This window comes from Flavobacterium lacus, from assembly GCF_003268815.1.
In the GTDB taxonomy this organism is placed as follows: Bacteria; Bacteroidota; Bacteroidia; order Flavobacteriales; family Flavobacteriaceae; genus Flavobacterium; species Flavobacterium lacus.
Window position 1 is genome coordinate 182218 of sequence record NZ_QLSV01000001.1, and the last position, 18870, is coordinate 201087.

An 18870-nucleotide genomic window follows, 5' to 3' on the forward strand; every position below is an offset into this window, starting at 1 on the left:
TTAATTTAAAGGTTTATCGTTTATTAATGAGTCAAATTTCGTTTGAAAATTATCATTTGAAAAAAGAGTTTGACTGAGTTGTTGATTTTTGAGGATGAATTGTTTTTTAGGTACTTAGGTTCTGAGGAACTAAGTTGCTGAGTTAACTACCATTTAAAAACCTTAGTTCCTTAGAGCCTTAGTGCCTCAGAACCTATAGATTCTCCAACTGATTCGTCTTCTTATTCTCACTAATCGTCCAAAAGAAACCGACAAAGAAAAAGCGATCCGCCGGTTGACCAATGGCTCTGCGTTGAAATTGACCATTCATATCCGGTGAATTAGCATATTGATAGCCAAAAACATTATCCGTTCCGATGATGTTAGAAACCGAGAAATACAAAATCTTTTGTTGCGAAAGCAAATAAGCCCAATTGAAACTTAAATTTTGAAAAGCGTTCGTTTTACCGTCCATAAATTCCAATTCATTAGGATTGTTATACGGACGACCTGAATTTAGCACATAAGAAAATCCGATTTGTGATTTCCAACTTTCTATCCAATGTTTTGTAACAAGTGATAAGGTATGATTCGCTACAAAACTTGGGGTAACTTGATTTGGAAAATTTAAATAATCACGTTCCGTGTCGATGTACGAATACGAAACCCAATAATCGGTGTTTTTGAAGGTTTTATTGTCTCGCCAAAAAATATCAATTCCTTTGGCGAATCCTGAGCCTTCATTCGTGAAAACAGAATTGAATTGAGCCACTGGTGTTTCGAATTTCACTAAATCATCATATTTTTTATAATAGGCTTCTGCTCGAAACAAACGACCATCTTTAGTGTGTTGAAAATTCAAGATATAATGTCTGGCTTTTTCTGATTGAAAATCACCTGAATATTTGATATAATCAGCTCTTGGCGTTTGCACGAAATCACCGTAAGCAAACGAAAATTGTCCGTTTTTAGAAACTTTATAAGCAAATGAAGCTCTCGGCGAAAGACGAAATTCATCCAACAAACTAGTTTGCGAAGCCCTTGCTCCTACTTTCATTGCTAGTTTTTTACTGAAGAAAATATCCGATTCAGCATAAGCAGCAACAATCGAATTTTGATAACCAACATTGAATGTTTCCCCCTGAAGCTCGGTGAAATCTTCATCCAAATCGGTCACAAAATAATCGGCTCCGACTGAAATTTTAATCCGTTCGGTGACTTTTTTTCCCAATTTCATTTTTAAATGAACAGCATTTTCGCTATTTGTAATTTGATTTGAATTGAGGCCAATCTTGTTTAAACCTAATCCATAACTTAAACCGGTGTGTAGATTCCAATTGTCTCCAAAAGTTCCTTTGTAAGAGGCATTTCCATAAAAATTATCATTTTTTAAATCAAATCGCACTTTTTCGGATTGGTTAATGTCTTCTTGGTTAATATCTAATCGAGCTACCTCAAAAGCTCCATACACTTTCAATAAGCCATTTCTAAATTGATACCGATAAACCATTTCGCCACCCAACGATTGAAAAGGTTTATTCCAATCGACAGCCTGTGGCACTAATTTTTGATAGGGTTCCAAATTGATGTAAGCCGCATTAAACGTCAACGAATTTTTATTCCATTTTTGCGTATTGCCAATGCCTAAACCAACGGTCATTAAGGAAATATCGGTTTGTTCTTGCACCGGTTCATCAATCGTACTTAGGGTCAACACACTCGATAGAGCTTCTCCATATTCTGCACTATAACCGCCCGTTGAAAATGAAATACCGTCAAACAGAAAAGGTGAGAATCTACTTCGAGTGGGAAGATTGTTTGCTGCTGCTCCATACGGTTGAGCTACACGCAAACCATCTACAAACGTTTGGGTTTCATCTGCTTCACCACCGCGTACGAACAAACGACCGCTTTCCCCTACTGTTTGCGTTCCTGGTAATGTATTTAAGGCAGCAATAATATCACCGGCAGCTCCTGCGGTAGTAACAATATCAAGCGGTTTTAATACGGAAACCCTCGCTTTATCGCCGGCTTCAAAAGTTCCTGCGGTAACAATCACAGCATCTAGGGCATTAACACTTTCACGAAGTTTGATGGTTTGGTTTTTGAAATTGGCTACCGCAATTGACTTTTTAAAGGTTTCAAACGAAAGAAAACTTACCACTATTACTTTCGTTCCGGTTTCTAAAGTTGAAAATTTAAAATCTCCGTTTTCATCCGATGAGGCTCCGTCGTAGGTTCCTTCTAAATAAATATTGGCTCCCGGAATAACCATTCCTTTTTCATCGGTAACTTTACCTGAAATTTCGGTTTGAGCATTGCTTTGAATTGCTACGATAAAAAGTAAAAAAGTAATAATAGTTTTCATTGCGTTTGATTTTGATGAGACAAAGTTGCTTCAAACCAAACCGTTTTAAAATTGAATGTTACTGAGTTGTTAAAAATCAAGGATGAATTGTGTTTTATGACAATATTTTTTTTTAACCATTAAGAAGTTAAGAAAATTAAGCCTTTTTCATTAAGGTTTAGTGTATAAATGTTACAAACTTAATGAACCTTAACTTCTTAATGGTTTAAATTTTTAGTTATATCAAATCGAATAAAAACTTCATTTCTCCGTTTAAGTTTATGATATTTGTAAACCAGATAACAAAACTCAATGAACCCAAAAATCCAAATCACCAAAACCGAATTACTTTCCGACAATTGGTATTTACTTAACAAAGTTACTTACGAATTTACTCCCCAAAACGGCGAACCTGAAATCCAACGAAGAGAAGTCTATGACCGTGGAAACGGTGCCGCAATTTTATTATATAACAAAAAAAAACAAACCGTTATTTTAACCCGTCAATTTCGATTACCAACATTTTTAAACGGAAATGAAACCGGCATGATGATTGAAGTTTGTGCCGGCCTATTAGACGAAAAAAATCCCGAAGATTGTATCAAACGAGAAACGGAAGAAGAAACCGGTTACCGCATTCAAGACGTCAAAAAAGTATTTGAAGCTTATATGTCGCCGGGAGCTGTCACTGAAATTTTATACTTTTTTACTGCAGAATACCAACCCGAAATGAAAGTGAGTGAAGGTGGCGGGCTAGCTTCTGAACACGAATACATTGAAGTGTTGGAAATCAATTTTAATGAAGCGATGAAAATGGTTTACAACGGCGAAATCAAAGATGCGAAGACAATAATGTTGTTGCTACATGCCAAAAGTGAATTTTTATTGTAGAAAAAATATAGCAAACAAGTGATGTAAATCAAATAATTTAAAACAAACAACATAGTACAAATTTATTGTTCATTTAATAGTTTTATTTTGTTTAACAATATCTTTATAATGTTAAACGAAATATGCTTATATTTGCAACTGGTTTTGATACTTGCTGTTGAATAAATGTATCAAACTAAGAATAATAAGTAAAATCATCATTTCAATGGAAGATAAAAGACCTGACAATGTTGTCTACTCTGAAACCGACGGGTATAATGCAAATGTTCTACCCTATTCTACTAATGTTGGGGCACCTGCCATAAGAATTGATGATTTAGTTTCATGGAAAAGCAGAGGAATAACGAATGTAAATAAGGAATTTCAAAGTAAATTTGATGAACTAAAACTTCAATATCAAATGTTGGTTCAGGAGTTTGAATGGAATGAATTAGTATACAGTGCCAAATTTTCATTCGAGCCGGTTGTTGGTGAAATTTATCATCTTTACAGAAATAGTGATGGCACAAATTTTCTTTCTTTAATTGGTCCGCAAGAATGGAATAAGGAACATATTGGTACGTTTAAACTCAACAGCGATAAAAAATGGATACATCTTTCTTAACAACTGTATTTAATTACTACTAAAAGAAATAGTCGTTTGTACTTTTACTTGCAAAACGTAAACCAATACGAAAGATGAAATCGACGTGTACAACTTGAAATAAATTTACAGGTACAAAATTCATGCAGGTTATTTTTTTTAACCACATCACCCTACGCTCAAAATAGAAAGTGCTTACTCTTTTACAATTGTAATTAATACAGCGATATAATTCCTTTCAGCAAACTAATTTTTTTTTCAAAGTCGAATTAGATATCGAAAACAAGTTGATTCGATTTTTTTAGACAGAAATGTTTTCAACAAAATGATTTCATCTTTTCTTCTAAAGTAAATAATAACTACTTTTGTATCCCTAAAAATTCATAACAAATGATTTATAAATTACGTATCATACTTGATAATGAAGACGATGTTTTTAGAGATTTAGCCATCGAAAACACAGATACATTAGAAGATTTACACAATGCCATCGTAAATGCTTTTGGATTTGATGGAAGCGAGATGGCCTCCTTTTACACGTGCGACGACAATTGGAATCAAGAAGACGAAATTCCGCTTTTTGATACAGGCGATGTTCCGGGTGAAATGCGAATCATGAGCGACTTGTCATTGGAAGACATGCTCTACGAAAAGCAAACCAAAATTATTTATGTGTATGATTTTCTAAATATGTGGACCTTTTTGGTTGAATTAGCCGCCATCGAAGAAAAACAAGCGGGTGCCACTTATCCTGAACTTTTATTCTCTCACGGATTAATGCCAATTGGAGCTAACGATCCCACTTTTGAAGCCGATGACGACAATTTATTCGCTGAATTTGAAGACGAATTAGACGAAGACGATTTGGATATGTTTGAAGGCGGAGATGATTCTTTTGAAGATTTTGGGTTTGAAGAAAACTGGAATTAATTTTAAGGTTCTTAGGTTCTTAGGAACTAAGGTTTGGAAATGTTGCTAAAATTGTATTCATTTGTAATTCTATTATAAACCATACAATTTTTTATTATGAGCACATTTAAAGACCTCCTGATTTGGCAAAAAGCCATGAACTTTGTTACAAAAATTTACCAATCAACCAGATTATTTCCTAAAGATGAGCAATTTGGATTAACCTCTCAAATAAGAAGAAGCTCTATTTCCATTCCGAGTAATATTGCTGAAGGTTATGGAAGAGAGGGAAACAACGATTATTTAAGGTTTCTCAATATTGCTTTAAGTTCGCTATTCGAGTTGCAAACACAACTAGAAATAGCAAAAAACATTAACTATTTAAACGAACAAGAATTCAACATTCTATATGAAGATTTAAGAGAATTAGAACGAATGTTAGTTGCCTTTATAAAAAAAATTAAAGACCGAAACAAACCTTAGAACCTTAGTGCCTCAGCACCTTAGAACCTTATGATAAATCTTTTCAACGCCCACATCGAATCCCTTTCCATCCACCGAGTTGGAAACAAAAGCCGTAACGAAGCTATTTTTTTATCGGAACAACCGTATCAAACCAATGACGAAATCACGCCATTATTGAAAGAGTTTTTCCTAAAATCTTTCCGTGAGAAAGAGGAAAATTATTATCAATTTGCTCATGAAGTCGATTTAGAATACAATGATATGTTCAAATTGGCTTCGGAAGTTTTTGATAATCCGTCAACCGTTCACGATGTTTCAAAGAAAATTACAAAACATTTGTTTGAACAATCCAATCATCCACACATTAAAAATGGTGAAGTGTATGTGGTGCATTTTACGCATTTGACCATTGATAACAATCAAGTGGATGCAATCGGCGTATTCAAAAGTGAGTTGCAAGCCGACTTTTTACAATTTGAAGAAAAAGGAACAAATTTAGAAATGTTGTTGCAACACGGCATCAATTTGAATAAATTAGACAAAGGTTGTTTGATTTTCAATTATAAAAAAGACGAAGGTTATAAAATTCTGACGGTGGACAGCAATCGTTATGATGCACGTTATTGGTTGGAACATTTTTTAAGCGTAGATGCTTTTCAAGATGAAAATTTCATCACCAAAAAATACTTGAAATTCTGTCAAGATTTTGCCAAAGATGTAGTTTTTCCTGCCGAAGACAAAAAACAAGAAGTGATGTTTATGAATCGTTCGGTGAATTATTTTGCAAAGAATGATGAATTCGAAGAAACCAATTTCTTGAATGAAGTGATGGATAATCCTGATTTAATTCCTGAATTTAAAAGCTATAAAGTGGATAAAGGTGAAAAATACAGCATCGAAGATGTCACCAATTTCCCAATTGCCAATGCTGCCGTTTCGGATGCTCGAAAGAAAATTAAAAACGTAATTAATTTGGATACCAATATTCAAATTAAACTCGATTTCATCAACCCGGAAAGTGCCGAAAAATTTGTTGAAAAAGGCTGGGACGAAGAAAAGCAAATGTATTACTACTTGGTTTATTTTAATAAAGAACAAAAATCATAATTAACATATCCTCAATCAGTTAAAACGGTTGAGGATTTTTTATGTCGTAAAATTTGTAATCTTTTTATGTCATAAAATTTAAATTTTAATCAGTTTATCGACTTTATTTGGCATTTCATCTATGTTTTTGTAGTTTTCGCTAACCACAAATTAAATACCATAGTTATGAAAACCTACACAAACAACAATTCCGTTTCACCAACTTCCGTGATTTGCTCCGTTTTGGGGCACAAATACCGTTCGACCAGAAAAATTACCAATCATTTTAGCGAATACCAATGCCGCTGTTGCGGAAAACAAATGACCGAAGACACAAGAGGTCGTTTGATTTCATTAACACCCGAATTGCGTGATATTAACGAGACATTAAATATGATTTTCAGAAGAAGACAAATCCATATTTAAATTACGCATTCACAAAACTTGAATTGATTTCAACACTCATCCGTAACAAATTGTTATCTTAGTCGTCCTATCTCTAACGACTAAACAATTTATCTTGGAAACTATTCTCACCATCGAAAATCTGAACAAACGATTCGGACCCGTTCATGCGGTTAAAAATGTCTCGCTTGAAATCAAAAAAGGAAATGTTTACGGAATTTTAGGTCCAAATGGTAGCGGGAAATCGACTACGTTAGGAATTGTACTGAATGTAGTGAACAAAACTTCCGGAGAATACCGATGGTTTGGCGGTGCGATGGAAACGCACGAAGCTCTCAAAAAAGTAGGAGCCATCATCGAACGCCCCAACTTTTATCCCTACATGACAGCTCAAGAAAATTTGGAATTGGTCTGTAAAATCAAAGGAACGCCAAATACTAAAGTCGCAGAAAAACTAGAAGTTGTTGGACTTTTAGATCGAAAAGACAGCAAATTCAGAACTTTTTCATTGGGAATGAAACAGCGGTTAGCGATAGCTTCCGCCCTACTCAACGACCCCGAAATTTTAATTTTAGACGAACCAACGAACGGACTAGATCCGCAAGGAATTCGTCAAATTCGCGATATCATCAAAACCATCGCTTCGCAAGGAACTACTATTTTATTGGCTTCGCACTTGTTGGATGAAGTGGAAAAAGTCTGTAGTCACGTCTTAGTTCTTCGAAAAGGCGAAATTTTATATTCCGGAAAAGTGGACGGAATGATTTCCAACGAGGGATTTTTTGAACTTCAATCCGATAATTTAAACGAATTAGAATCGGCTCTGCAAAATCATCCTTCCATCGAAAAAATGGAATTGGAAGAGGGTAAATTGGTCGTTTATTTAAAATCAGCTTTGGAAGCAAAAGACATGAATAAATATTTAGTGGATAAAGGAATTTACCTAAACCATTTAGTGAAAAGAAAACACAGTTTAGAAGAACAGTTTTTGCAATTGACCAATAACAACTAAACCTATTTCCCATTACCAATAACCCATCACCAATAACCCATTACCAATAACCCATCACCTTATATGATACGTCTTCTTCAAATAGAATTTAAAAAAATATGGAAAAACAAAGCGAGTCGGATATTAACGATTTCGTATTTTGTCATTCTTTCTTTCATCGCCTTAATTGCTTCGATTAAATTCAACATCGGAAATTTTGAGTTGCAAATTGCCGATCAAGGCATTTTTAATTTCCCCTATATTTGGCATTTCTACACATATATTGCAGCTATTTTAAAGTTTTTTCTTGCGATTGTTATCGTTTCGATGATGGCAAATGAATACAGTTACGGCACCTTAAAACAAAATTTAATAGATGGTTTCAGTAAAAAAGAATTCATTCAATCCAAATTCATAACCGTTTTGGTGTTTGCGTTGGCATCCACTGTTTTTGTTTTCATTATGTCGCTAATACTGGGATTAAGCTTTTCTTCCTATAATGAAATTGATATTATTTTTTCAGATTTGGAGTATATTCTCGCTTACTTTTTAAAGCTCACTGCCTTTTTCTCTTTTTGTTTATTTCTAGGTATATTGGTCAAAAGATCGGCGTTTGCCATCGGATTTTTATTCGTTTGGAACATCATTGAAGGAATTATAATCGGTCTAATGAAATGGCGAATTTTTAAAAATTCTGATACTGCTGATACTATTGCTCAATTTCTTCCTTTAGAATCCATGTCTAATTTAATAAAAGAACCTTTTACGCGATTAAATGTAATTAAAAACATTGAAGAGTCCATTGGTGGTGTTCCCAATGTAAAAGATTATGGTGTACATTGGTATTCGATGTTCATCGTTTTTTGCTGGATTGTTATATTTGTGTTAATGTCTTATAAAATTCTACAGAAAAGAGATTTGTAGTATCTTTGCAAACGCTATGAAGTTTGCCAAAAACACCTTCTTTTTATTTTTTTTGATTGCTTTTTTGCAAAGCAGTTATGCACAATACATCCAAGTAGATGACAACCGCACTGTGGAAGAGTTGGTTGAAAATATTCTTATCAACTCGTCTTGTGCCAATGTATCTAACATATCTGTTTCCGGTTGGGCATTTACAAACGGGAATAGTTATGGTTATTTTAATGCAAACGGAAGCTCATTTCCATTTGCAGATGGAGTCATTCTTTCAACCGGGAGAGCAGCCTCTGCTGTTGGTCCTAATACAAATTTATTAAGTGAAGGACCAACCAATTGGCCCGGTGATAATGATTTGCAAAATGCGATTAACGAAAACAATACCATCAATGCCACTGTGATTGAATTTGATTTTTTACCCTTTGCAAACAAAGTAAGTTTTCAATATATTTTTTCTTCTGAACAATATTTATCCAATCCCAACCCAAATCAATGTAATTTCTCGGATGGCTTTGCTTTTCTACTAAAAGAGGCTAGTTCATCTGATTACACCAATCTTGCGGTGGTTCCCGGCACAAACATACCGGTAAAAATACCAACCGTTCGTGGTTCAGGAACAATTTGTCCTCCCGCTAATGAACAATATTTTGATGCTTTTAACGGAAACGAACACCCTACTAATTTTAATGGTCAAACTAGAATTCTAACCGCAGAAAGTTCAGTCGTTCCCGGCGTTTTGTACCATATTAAATTAGTAATTGCCGACCAAGGAAATAATTTATATGATTCGGCCATTTTTTTGGGCGGAGGAAGTTTTTCAGTTGAAACTGATTTGGGAACGCCTCGTTTAATTTCCACTGGAAATCCGCTTTGCCCTGATGAAACTGTACTTTTAGATGCCACAAATGCAACAGCAATTGGATTTAAATGGTTTAGAAATAATATTGAGTTAGTTGGTGAAAACAACCCCACTTTTTTAGTAGAAGAGTTTGGAAGTTATAAAGTGGAAGTTATTTTTAATTCTACTTGTTCGTCGTTTGGTGAAATTGAAATCGAATACAGCACCAATCCAATACCCAGTAACACAACCATTACACAATGTGATGCTGACGGAGACGGCTTCGCTTTATTCAATCTAAACGATGCCAATGGCGGTGTGATCGGTTCAAACACAAATGTGGGCTCACCTTTTTATTATCTTACACAAGTTGACGCAGAAAATGCTCAAAACCCAATAACTAACTTTTCAGCTTTTCAAAACACAACAGTAAATCAAGTCATTTTTGCAAGATTACAAAATAATTTTGGCTGTTTTGGAATTTCGGAAGTAACACTTTCAACTTCAACAAGCACAGTAACGATTCCGTCATTTGATGTTTGTGATAGTGATGCCATCCAAGACGGAATAACTTCCATCGATTTGAATACCGAAATTTCGCCGACGGTTTTATCTAATTTTGCCCCAGGATTAATCGTGAATTATTATCAAACAGAAGGAAATGCTCAACTCCAAACCAATCAAATAGCTTCACCTTTCACGAATATAACTGCTTTTGAAGAAATCATTTATGCACGCATTACAGATGGTGTGAGTTGTTTCGGAATTATTCCCATCACAATAAACATCAAAACATTTGAACCGGCTAATTTTGAAAACGAAGAACTTTTTGTGTGCGAAAATGAATCGATTACGATCGGTGTAAGTGATATTTTTGAAAGTTATGTATGGAATAATGGTGAAATTACCCCCGAAATTATAATTTCTCAACCCGGAACTTACACAGTTGTAGTGAGCAATGTTGATGGATGTTTAGCTCAAAAAACATTTGTTGTTACGGCTTCCGGTCCCGCTACAATTACCTCTATCTCAATAAATGACTTTTTAGGAAATAATAATACCGTTCAAATTAATTATACTGGTTTGGGCAATTACGTTTTTTCATTGGATGGAAGTTATTTTCAAGATAGTCCGATTTTCAACAATGTTGGTGCAGGCGAATATACTGTCGTTATTAATGATGTAAATGGATGTGATTCGGTATCGCAATCCATTTTTGTAGTAGACTACCCAAAATTCTTTACGCCGAATGGTGACGGAATCAATGATTTTTGGAAAATAGAAAACCTCAATCAGCCAGGAGCAAAGATTTATATTTTCAACCGCTATGGTAAATTAGTAAAACAAATCGCTTCAAACGGTAATGGTTGGGATGGTACTTTTTCAGGGTCACCACTTCCTGCATCAGATTATTGGTTTACGTTGTTTTTAGAAGACGGAAGAATCATCAAAGGACACTTCGCACTAAAAAGATAATTCGTTATCTTTGTTATCCTTTGAAAAAGAAAAATGAAAAAAATTACCTTACTCTTCTTGCTCTTTGCGATAAATTGTTTTGCACAATTCAGTAAAACGCATTACATCCCACCAATTTGCGGCTCCGACATTCAACCCATTCAAAACCAATTTATTTACATTTCTTCACCAAGTACAACGCCGGTAAACTTTTCTATTACTGTATTGGGAGGTGGAATTGTTAACGGAATAGTTTCAAGAAACAATCCCTATGTGTATAATATTGGATTTGGCACCAACTCCCAATTACATGTAACCCCTGCAAATATTAACTCTATTTTAAATAATAAAGGGTTTATTGTGGAAGCCGAAGACCAAGTATATGTTGCCGTGCGAGTAACTGCTTCAACACAAAATTTTCAAGCAGGTGGATTAGTGTCAAAAGGATTAGCCGGATTAGGAACTCAATTTAGAATTGGTGCTTTAGTCAATACCGGACTAAGTCCGAGCGGTTACACAAACAATCACCTTACCTTTATTTCTATTTTAGCTACAGAAAATAACACAACTGTTTCGTTTAGCGACATAAAACCGGGTGTTCAACTCATTAATAACGCCGGTGTTGGAAATTCTCCTCCTGCTATTGTGCTAAATAGAGGTCAGTCATTTACCCTAGCAACCACCGGACCTAACTTTGCAAATAGAGACGGATTGATTGGTGCTTTGGTTAGTTCAGATAAACCAATTACTGTAAATTGTGGTTCATTTGCCGGAACAAACGGAAACATCGATAATAATTTAGACTTAGGATTCGACCAAATTGTGTCGGCCGAAAGAACAGGAAACGAATATATTTTTGTAAGAGGTTTTGGAGAAAACCTCACTGAAAGACCCTTGATTGTGGCACATGAAAATGACACTGAAGTTTTTTTAAACGGAAATACGGTACCGGAATTTACCTTAAATGCCGGAGAATATGTCGCAATCGATGGAGGTAATTACAGCTTGGATGGAAACTTATATGTCAATACGTCAAAAAATGTATTTGCCTATCAAGGTGTTGGCGGCAACTCGCAAGCGAATCAAGAAATGTATTTTGTTCCACCCTTAAGTTGTCAAACGCCCAAAATCATTGATAATATTCCATTAATCAGTTTAATTGGCAATATATCCTACACCACCAACAGCGGTATAAATATTGTAACAGAAACCGGTGCCGAAATAGAATTTATTATAAATGGCACCAATTATTTATTAAATAATTTACCGGTAGGTATATCGGTTCAAGGCCCTTTCACCATAACTGGAAATACTAATTATATTACTTATAAACTAACGGGTTTTACAGGTAATATTTCCGTATTTGCAAACAAACAACTGTATTTATCCTATTTTGGTTCAAATGATGCAGCCACCTATGGCGGATATTATTCAGGTTTTACATTTAAACCGGAGATATCATTTGAGCGATTAGACGTAAGCTCATCAAACTGTATTCCTAATGTAAATTTGTCCATCAACTCACTTTCTCCTTTTGACACCTATCAATGGTTTTTTAATGGCAATCCAATAGCAGGGGCAACTAATCCTGACTATACGCCCACACAACCCGGACTATATTATCTTTCTGCAACAGTTTCAGAATGTAATATAACACTCATTTCAGATGAAATTCCTGTGAGTGATTGTCCGATAGATAGTGATAACGATGGTGTAAACGATAATATTGATTTAGATTTAGATAATGATGGCATAACCAATTGCACAGAGTCTTATGGCAATCAAGACCTCAACTTAAGCAACACAGCATCAGGTACTATTGTAGTTGGCAGTTATTCAACTACTTTCAACGGAACAATTTCTACCGACGGTCCCGCTGTTGCAGTTGCACAACCACTTACTGGAAATAATCAAGGTGGTTTTGTGACCCATCCCGCAAACGGAAAAGACAATACCGTATCGTATCGATTAGATTTTGCTCAACCTATAAGCCTTTCAATGGAATATGTTTTAACAGCAAATAATGCTGACTTACTTTCCTCTACGGGAGAATTTATCATTGAAACTTCAGTAAACAAAACAATTACCTTATTAAATCCGGACGGGCAATTATTGGTTGACACTAATTATGATGGGATTTTTGAAAGTGATGTAACCGAATATTCCTCTTTTCAAATCCGCTTTAGATTAAATAGTGCTGTTCCACTTGCTGCTGGAAACGGAACGTTTAAATTTAGGGTGAATTTAGCTGATTTTATTACTATTACACATAAAAATATTTCTGAAAATTCTTCCAAAGCGACATTCAAATTCGTAGCTACTTGTGTTCCAAAAGATACTGACGGCGATGGAATTCCTGATTCGTTAGATTTAGATAGTGACAACGATGGTATTCCTGATAACATTGAAGCCCAAGGTCAAAACTTTGTCGCTTACACCCCGGAAGATTTTAACAATGATGGAATTAGCGATGCATATGGAATTGGATTAACACCAATTGACACCGATGCTGATGGAATACCCGATTATGTGGATTTAGATAGTGATAACGATGGTATTTATGATGTGATAGAATCGGGGGCAAATGCTCCGGACGCTGATTTTAATGGTGTGATTGATGGCAATAATTTTGGCTCAAACGGTTTATTTAATCCTTTGGAAACAAACCCAAACAGCGGTGTAATAAACTATGTTGTTGCCGATACCAATGTAGATGGAATTGCAAATTATATAGCATTGGATAGCGATGGAGATTTATGTAATGATGTCATTGAAGCGGGATTCATTGACGTCAATGGAAATGGTTTATTAGGCGACATTCCTATTTCCGTTAACTCAAATGGATTGGTACTGAATGCTGGAGGTTACACATTGCCAAATCAAAACTATAGTATTGCGGCACCAATTGAAATTACAACACAACCGTCAAATCAAACAACTTGTAATTTTCAAAATGTAAATATTACCTATACGGGAACTGCGGTAGATAGTTATCAATGGCAATTGAGCACAGATAATGGCTCAAATTGGAACAACATCAATAACAATGCAATCTATTCAGGAACCGCAACCGAAATTTTACAAATTAGTGGAGCTACTAATTCAATGAATACCTATCGCTATCGTATAGTCTTAAATCGAAATGGCAACAGTTGCGGTTTAATTTCTGAAGGGGCTATTTTAACTATTAATCCGACGCCTATTTTAACTTCACCCGTTTCTATCATTCAATGTGATACTGATGATAGCAATGATGGTATTTCTGAGGTTAACTTGCTTCAGAAAAATGACGTGTTATCGCTAAATTTCACCGATGAAACGTTTAGCTATTTTACTACACAAATTGCCGCTGAAAATAACGATGCGTCACTTCAAATTACAAACCCTGTAGCGTATACCACGGGAAATTCAATCGTTTGGGTTCGGGTAGAAAATGCATTGGGCTGTTATGAAGTAGGTCAAATTGATGTTTTCGTTTCGGCCACTCAAATTCCAAGCACGTTTTTACGAACGTTTGCCAGATGCGATGATTTTGTGGATGTTACAAATGACGATAGAGACGGTATTTCTACTTTTGATTTTAGCACTGTTACAGCTGATTTAGTTGGGATACTACCCGCTTCCACTCCATTCACGATTAAATATTACAAAACAGAATCCGATGCATTGGCTGAAACGGACAGCAACGGTAATTCGCTGGAAATAACAAACATAAGTAATTATAGAAACACTGATTTTCCTAATTTTCAACAAATATGGGTTCGTGTGGAAAGCACTTTAGACAATGCTTGTTACGGATTAGGACCATTTATTGAGCTAACCGTAGAACCATTACCATCCTTAAATGTATTATCTGATAGAATAGAATGTGATGATGATCAAGATGGTGAATTTCCTTTTGACACATCATCGATAGTGACAGATCTATTGGGAGCACAAAATCCGGCTGATTTTATAATAACCTATTTTGATGAAAATAATGTTGCGTTACCAAGTCCGCTACCAAATCCTTTTTTAACTGCCTCACAAACCATCAAAATTGTTGTTACAAATGCAACTACTGCAGACCCGGACGGTCCATGTGGGGAAGAAACATCTTTAACTTTTGTAGTCGATAAACTTCCTTTAATCGCAAATCCAATCCCTGATCAGATAAGCTGTGATATCGACGATGATGAAGACGGTTTTTTCAACTTTGACACCACTACTTTTAGCAGCATTTTGTTAGGAAGTCAAACTGGAATGATTGTGACCTATTTTGATGAAAATGGGATCGAAATCAATCCACTACCAACAACATTTACAACAAAAACGCAGACCATTACTGCTATTATCACCAATACGGCCAATACAAATTGTAGCGTTTCAACTAACATTAATTTCATTGTAAATCCATTACCTCAATTAGAAGATGGCTTCAAAGAAATTATTTGCTTTGGTGTCGATGCCATTACATTTAATGCCGGTTTAAAAGAAGGAAATGTTTCTGACTTCACTTATCAATGGTACCGAAATGATGTAATTATTGCTAATGAAACAAATTATGCAATAACCGTTGATGAAGATGGCGTATACAAAGTAATTGTCACAAATTCTTTTGGCTGCGAACAAGAGCGAATCATTGAAATTGTTTATTCGCAACCAGCCTCTTTTGATGATATTATTGTGGTTGATTTAGTAGAAAACAACACCGTTACTGTGCTTGTGAGTGGTTCAGGTGATTATGTTTACAGTTTGGATTCTGCAAATGGATTATACCAAAGTACTAACGTTTTTGAAAACGTAATAGCCGGAATTTATACCGTTTATGTAAAAGACCAAAATGGTTGCGGAATTGTTGAACAAGAAATAGCGGTCTTAGGTGTGCCTAAGTTTTTTACGCCAAATGGAGATGGATATAATGATACATGGAAAATTAGGGGGGCAAATGAAAAATACAACTTTAAATCAACGATTTATATTTTTAACCGATTTGGAAAACTAATTAAACAAATTGGCACAACTGGTGAAGGTTGGGATGGAACGTATAACGGAAGTCCTCTTCCTGCAGATGATTATTGGTATTCCATTCAATTTGAAGACGGAAGAACAGCGAAAGGTCATTTTGCTTTAAAAAGATAAACATGAAAAAAATAATTTTTTTTGCACTCTTTTATTTTTGTTTTTCAATGGTTAATGCTCAAAAAATAACAGCTAAATATGGAATTGTAGAGCTTTATGAAAAATTTGCTTCAGCACATGTGCAACCCAGAAATGTTGGTGTTTGGCTTCCACAAAATTATTCGTCCAAAAAAAAATATGCTGTACTGTACATGCACGATGGGCAAATGCTTTTTGATTCCACTATCACTTTTAATAAAATGGAATGGGGTGTAGATGAATGTTTAACAAAACTCATTCGAGAAGGCAAAATAAAAAACACTATTGTTGTAGGCATTTGGAATACACAAGAAAATAGACGTCAAGAATATTTTCCTCAAAAACCATATGAAAGTTTAGCAAAAGAAGACAAAGAAAAAGTGGAACGTTCCTATGTGAAAAGTGGAAAGCCAAAAGAATTCAAACCAACTTCCGACGATTATTTAAAATTCATTGTAGAAGAACTTAAACCTTTTATTGACAATACGTATTCTACCCTGCAAGATAAAGCAAACACATTCATTGCCGGTTCGAGTATGGGTGGACTAATTTCGATATATGCCATTTGTGAATACCCTCAAATTTTTGGCGGAGCTGCCTGTTTATCAACACACTGGCCCGGAATATTTGAAGCTGAAAATAATCCGGTTCCTGAATCGTTTTACGCCTACTTAAAAGAAAAACTACCTGAACCACAAACCGTTAAAATATATTTTGATTACGGTACAGTAGAATTAGACGCGATGTATCCTCCCCTACAAGCAAAAGTTGATGAAATCATGGTGTCAAAAGGATTTACCAAAGTAAACTGGATGACTAAGGAGTTTAAAGGAGAAAATCATTCTGAAAAGGCTTGGAAAAAAAGACTTCCTATTCCAATGACATTTTTATTACAAAATTGAGAGAACTCATTTTGAACTTATGTAACCTAAAAAAAGTTATTAAATATAAATGTTAAAAAATAAATCAGCCTAAATTATCAGAACTGTTTAATATTCCTTAATTTAGTTATTGAAAAAATCATCTAATTATACGCACAATGATAACTATTCACAAAGTATCCTCAAAATTTGCTGCCCTCTTTTTTCTTTTATTTTTTTTGAGTGAAAACAGTTACTCTCAACTCGCTGTTCCTTTTAAAGTTCGTTATCAATCGTATGTAAAAGGAGATATGACGGTTATTTCTAATAACATTGTTAATCGAAAAGAAAGCAGAACTTTTACTTCCGAACCATATAATGACATAAGTGAAAATGCCAAGCTAAATGATCAATTTGAGATGAATTACATTGACATTGATGATGATGAATCAACGTTTAGCTCAAGTTCTGCCGAATTAAGTTTAGAAAATATATCTTCAAAAAAAATCAAATACGCAGGCTTATATTGGTCAGCCACTTACAAATACGATTCAGGAGTCAGGGATAAAAAATGGAATTATGTGGCAGTTGACAATACTAGAGCTTCTGTTAACGAAATTAAACTAAAACTTCCCGGACAAAACAATTATATCGCTATTAATGGTGATGTTATTTTTGATGGATTGAATGTTAAAAATTTCAAAGAAAGTGCTCCCTATGCGGTTTATGCCGACGTAACAAAACACATTCAAGCACTTTCAAACCCAAATGGAGAATATACCGTAGCGAACATTAGAGCTACACAAGGTATAATCAGTGGCGGTGTTGCTGGAGGATGGACATTATTTTTAGTGTACGAAGATACTACAGAGACCGGAAAATTCATCACTTCGTTTGATGGTTTTGTAGGGATAACTGCTAGACCGGTTGAAATCCTATATTCCGGTTTTAGCACACTTCCCGAAGGAAAAGTAAATGCAAAACTAGCAGGTTCAGTTTTAGAAGGCGATAGAAATTTAGTAGGTGACCAACTGGAAATTAAATCCGGTGAAAGTAAAAATTATACTTTGCTAAGTCATGCCCTAAAACCCATCGACAATTTTTTTAACAGTACGATTGTCATTAACGACTCCTATTTTGAAAACAGAAAACCAAACAGTTTAAACACCTTAGGTTATGACACTTTTTTAATTCCAATAGACAATCAAAACAATGGCATTATTCAAAATAATAGTTCTAAAGTCTCTTTAAAATTAAAATCATCCGGTGATCGATATGCTATGTTTTTCAGTGCTTTTAATGTAGAAGTACAAGATCCTGTAGAAGAAATTGAATCCAACTTAATAGTAGGAACAGAAAAAAGTGATAGCCAAAAACTTAGGGGAACGAATCCTAATTTAGTTCTTGCTGAAACACAAAATACAGAAGCTAATGAGGTAAAAAATAAAAATGCAGCTCCGGAAAAACCTTCTATTTTAGAGCAAGCTATTTTAGAAATAGAGCCAAAAACTGAAAATAAAGAAAAAATAATTGTCTCGGAAGCCGCTCCAACACAATCGGAAGAGCAAAAAACAATACCTTCTCCAGCAAGATCATTTTCCAGTATTCGCGATATGATTAAAGAAAGTGAAAAAATAAATGCAGAAATTAGCAATACTGATTTCAAAAAAAGGGTTACTGTTTTGCCTGGTGCCGATGTTTTAATTCCAAACCAACCAAAAGGGTATTATGTGGTAGCCAATGTTTTTGCCAAACCAAATAATGCAGAGCGTTTTAAAGAAAAATTGAAAAAGAAAGGCATAGACGCAGAAATTTTATACAATCCAACTACCAATTTAAAAAGTGTTTACATTGGAAAATTTGGAACATGGTCGGATGCCATCAAATTTTACTACTCCAATGCTGAAGGAAACTATGAGGATGAATTGTGGATTATGTTAGTCAATACATCAACAGGAACAATTTTATAAAAAATAGAAATACCTATAAAAACAAAAAATCCCG

13 protein-coding genes are annotated in these 18870 nt (G+C 34.8%); 12 read left to right on the forward strand and 1 reads right to left on the reverse strand.

What is annotated here, in order from left to right:
• Window positions 1-193: 193 nt before the first annotated feature.
• A complete protein-coding gene (locus B0I10_RS00850) occupies window positions 194-2347 on the reverse strand; it encodes a TonB-dependent receptor (protein ID WP_112084592.1) in 2154 nt (717 codons plus the stop codon).
• Window positions 2348-2638: 291 nt separating this feature from the next.
• Here B0I10_RS00850 and nudK point away from each other — a divergent pair, with 291 nt between their 5' ends.
• From nudK to B0I10_RS00910, 12 genes are all read left to right on the forward strand, one after another.
• Window positions 2639-3217: a GDP-mannose pyrophosphatase NudK gene (gene nudK / locus B0I10_RS00855; protein WP_112084593.1), complete on the forward strand. Its 579-nt coding sequence runs from the start codon at window positions 2639-2641 to the stop codon at window positions 3215-3217.
• 205 nt (window positions 3218-3422) lie between these two features.
• The gene (locus tag B0I10_RS00860) at window positions 3423-3821 is read left to right on the forward strand and encodes a DUF2452 domain-containing protein (RefSeq protein WP_112084756.1); all 399 of its coding nucleotides are present in this window, start codon (window positions 3423-3425) and stop codon (window positions 3819-3821) included.
• Between the two features lie 369 nt (window positions 3822-4190).
• Entirely contained in the window at window positions 4191-4730 is a 540-nt protein-coding gene (locus B0I10_RS00865; RefSeq protein WP_112084594.1) for an IS1096 element passenger TnpR family protein, read from the forward strand.
• 96 nt (window positions 4731-4826) lie between these two features.
• Window positions 4827-5192, forward strand: coding sequence for a four helix bundle protein (locus B0I10_RS00870; protein WP_112084595.1), 366 nt, complete (start codon window positions 4827-4829; stop codon window positions 5190-5192).
• A 30-nt stretch (window positions 5193-5222) separates the two neighbouring features.
• On the forward strand, window positions 5223-6281 hold the full coding sequence (locus tag B0I10_RS00875) for a nucleoid-associated protein (protein ID WP_112084596.1): 1059 nt from the start codon (window positions 5223-5225) through the stop codon (window positions 6279-6281).
• Window positions 6282-6446: 165 nt separating this feature from the next.
• Window positions 6447-6686 carry a hypothetical protein gene (locus B0I10_RS00880; RefSeq protein ID WP_112084597.1) on the forward strand — a complete coding sequence of 80 codons (240 nt, stop codon included), beginning with the start codon at window positions 6447-6449 and terminating at the stop codon, window positions 6684-6686.
• A gap of 94 nt (window positions 6687-6780) precedes the next feature.
• A complete protein-coding gene (locus B0I10_RS00885) occupies window positions 6781-7677 on the forward strand; it encodes an ABC transporter ATP-binding protein (RefSeq protein WP_112084598.1) in 897 nt (298 codons plus the stop codon).
• 63 nt (window positions 7678-7740) lie between these two features.
• On the forward strand, window positions 7741-8580 hold the full coding sequence (locus B0I10_RS00890; RefSeq protein ID WP_112084599.1) for an ABC transporter permease: 840 nt from the start codon (window positions 7741-7743) through the stop codon (window positions 8578-8580).
• 16 nt (window positions 8581-8596) lie between these two features.
• A complete protein-coding gene (locus B0I10_RS00895) occupies window positions 8597-10888 on the forward strand; it encodes a choice-of-anchor L domain-containing protein (protein WP_112084600.1) in 2292 nt (763 codons plus the stop codon).
• Window positions 10889-10921: 33 nt separating this feature from the next.
• Window positions 10922-15988 (forward strand): T9SS type B sorting domain-containing protein, encoded by a 5067-nt coding sequence (locus B0I10_RS00900; protein WP_112084601.1) that lies wholly within the window; start codon window positions 10922-10924, stop codon window positions 15986-15988.
• A gap of 2 nt (window positions 15989-15990) precedes the next feature.
• On the forward strand, window positions 15991-16908 hold the full coding sequence (locus tag B0I10_RS00905) for an alpha/beta hydrolase (protein WP_112084602.1): 918 nt from the start codon (window positions 15991-15993) through the stop codon (window positions 16906-16908).
• A gap of 137 nt (window positions 16909-17045) precedes the next feature.
• Window positions 17046-18836, forward strand: a complete 1791-nt coding sequence (locus B0I10_RS00910; protein ID WP_112084603.1) for an SPOR domain-containing protein — start codon at window positions 17046-17048, stop codon at window positions 18834-18836.
• The last annotated feature ends 34 nt before the right edge of the window (window positions 18837-18870 follow it).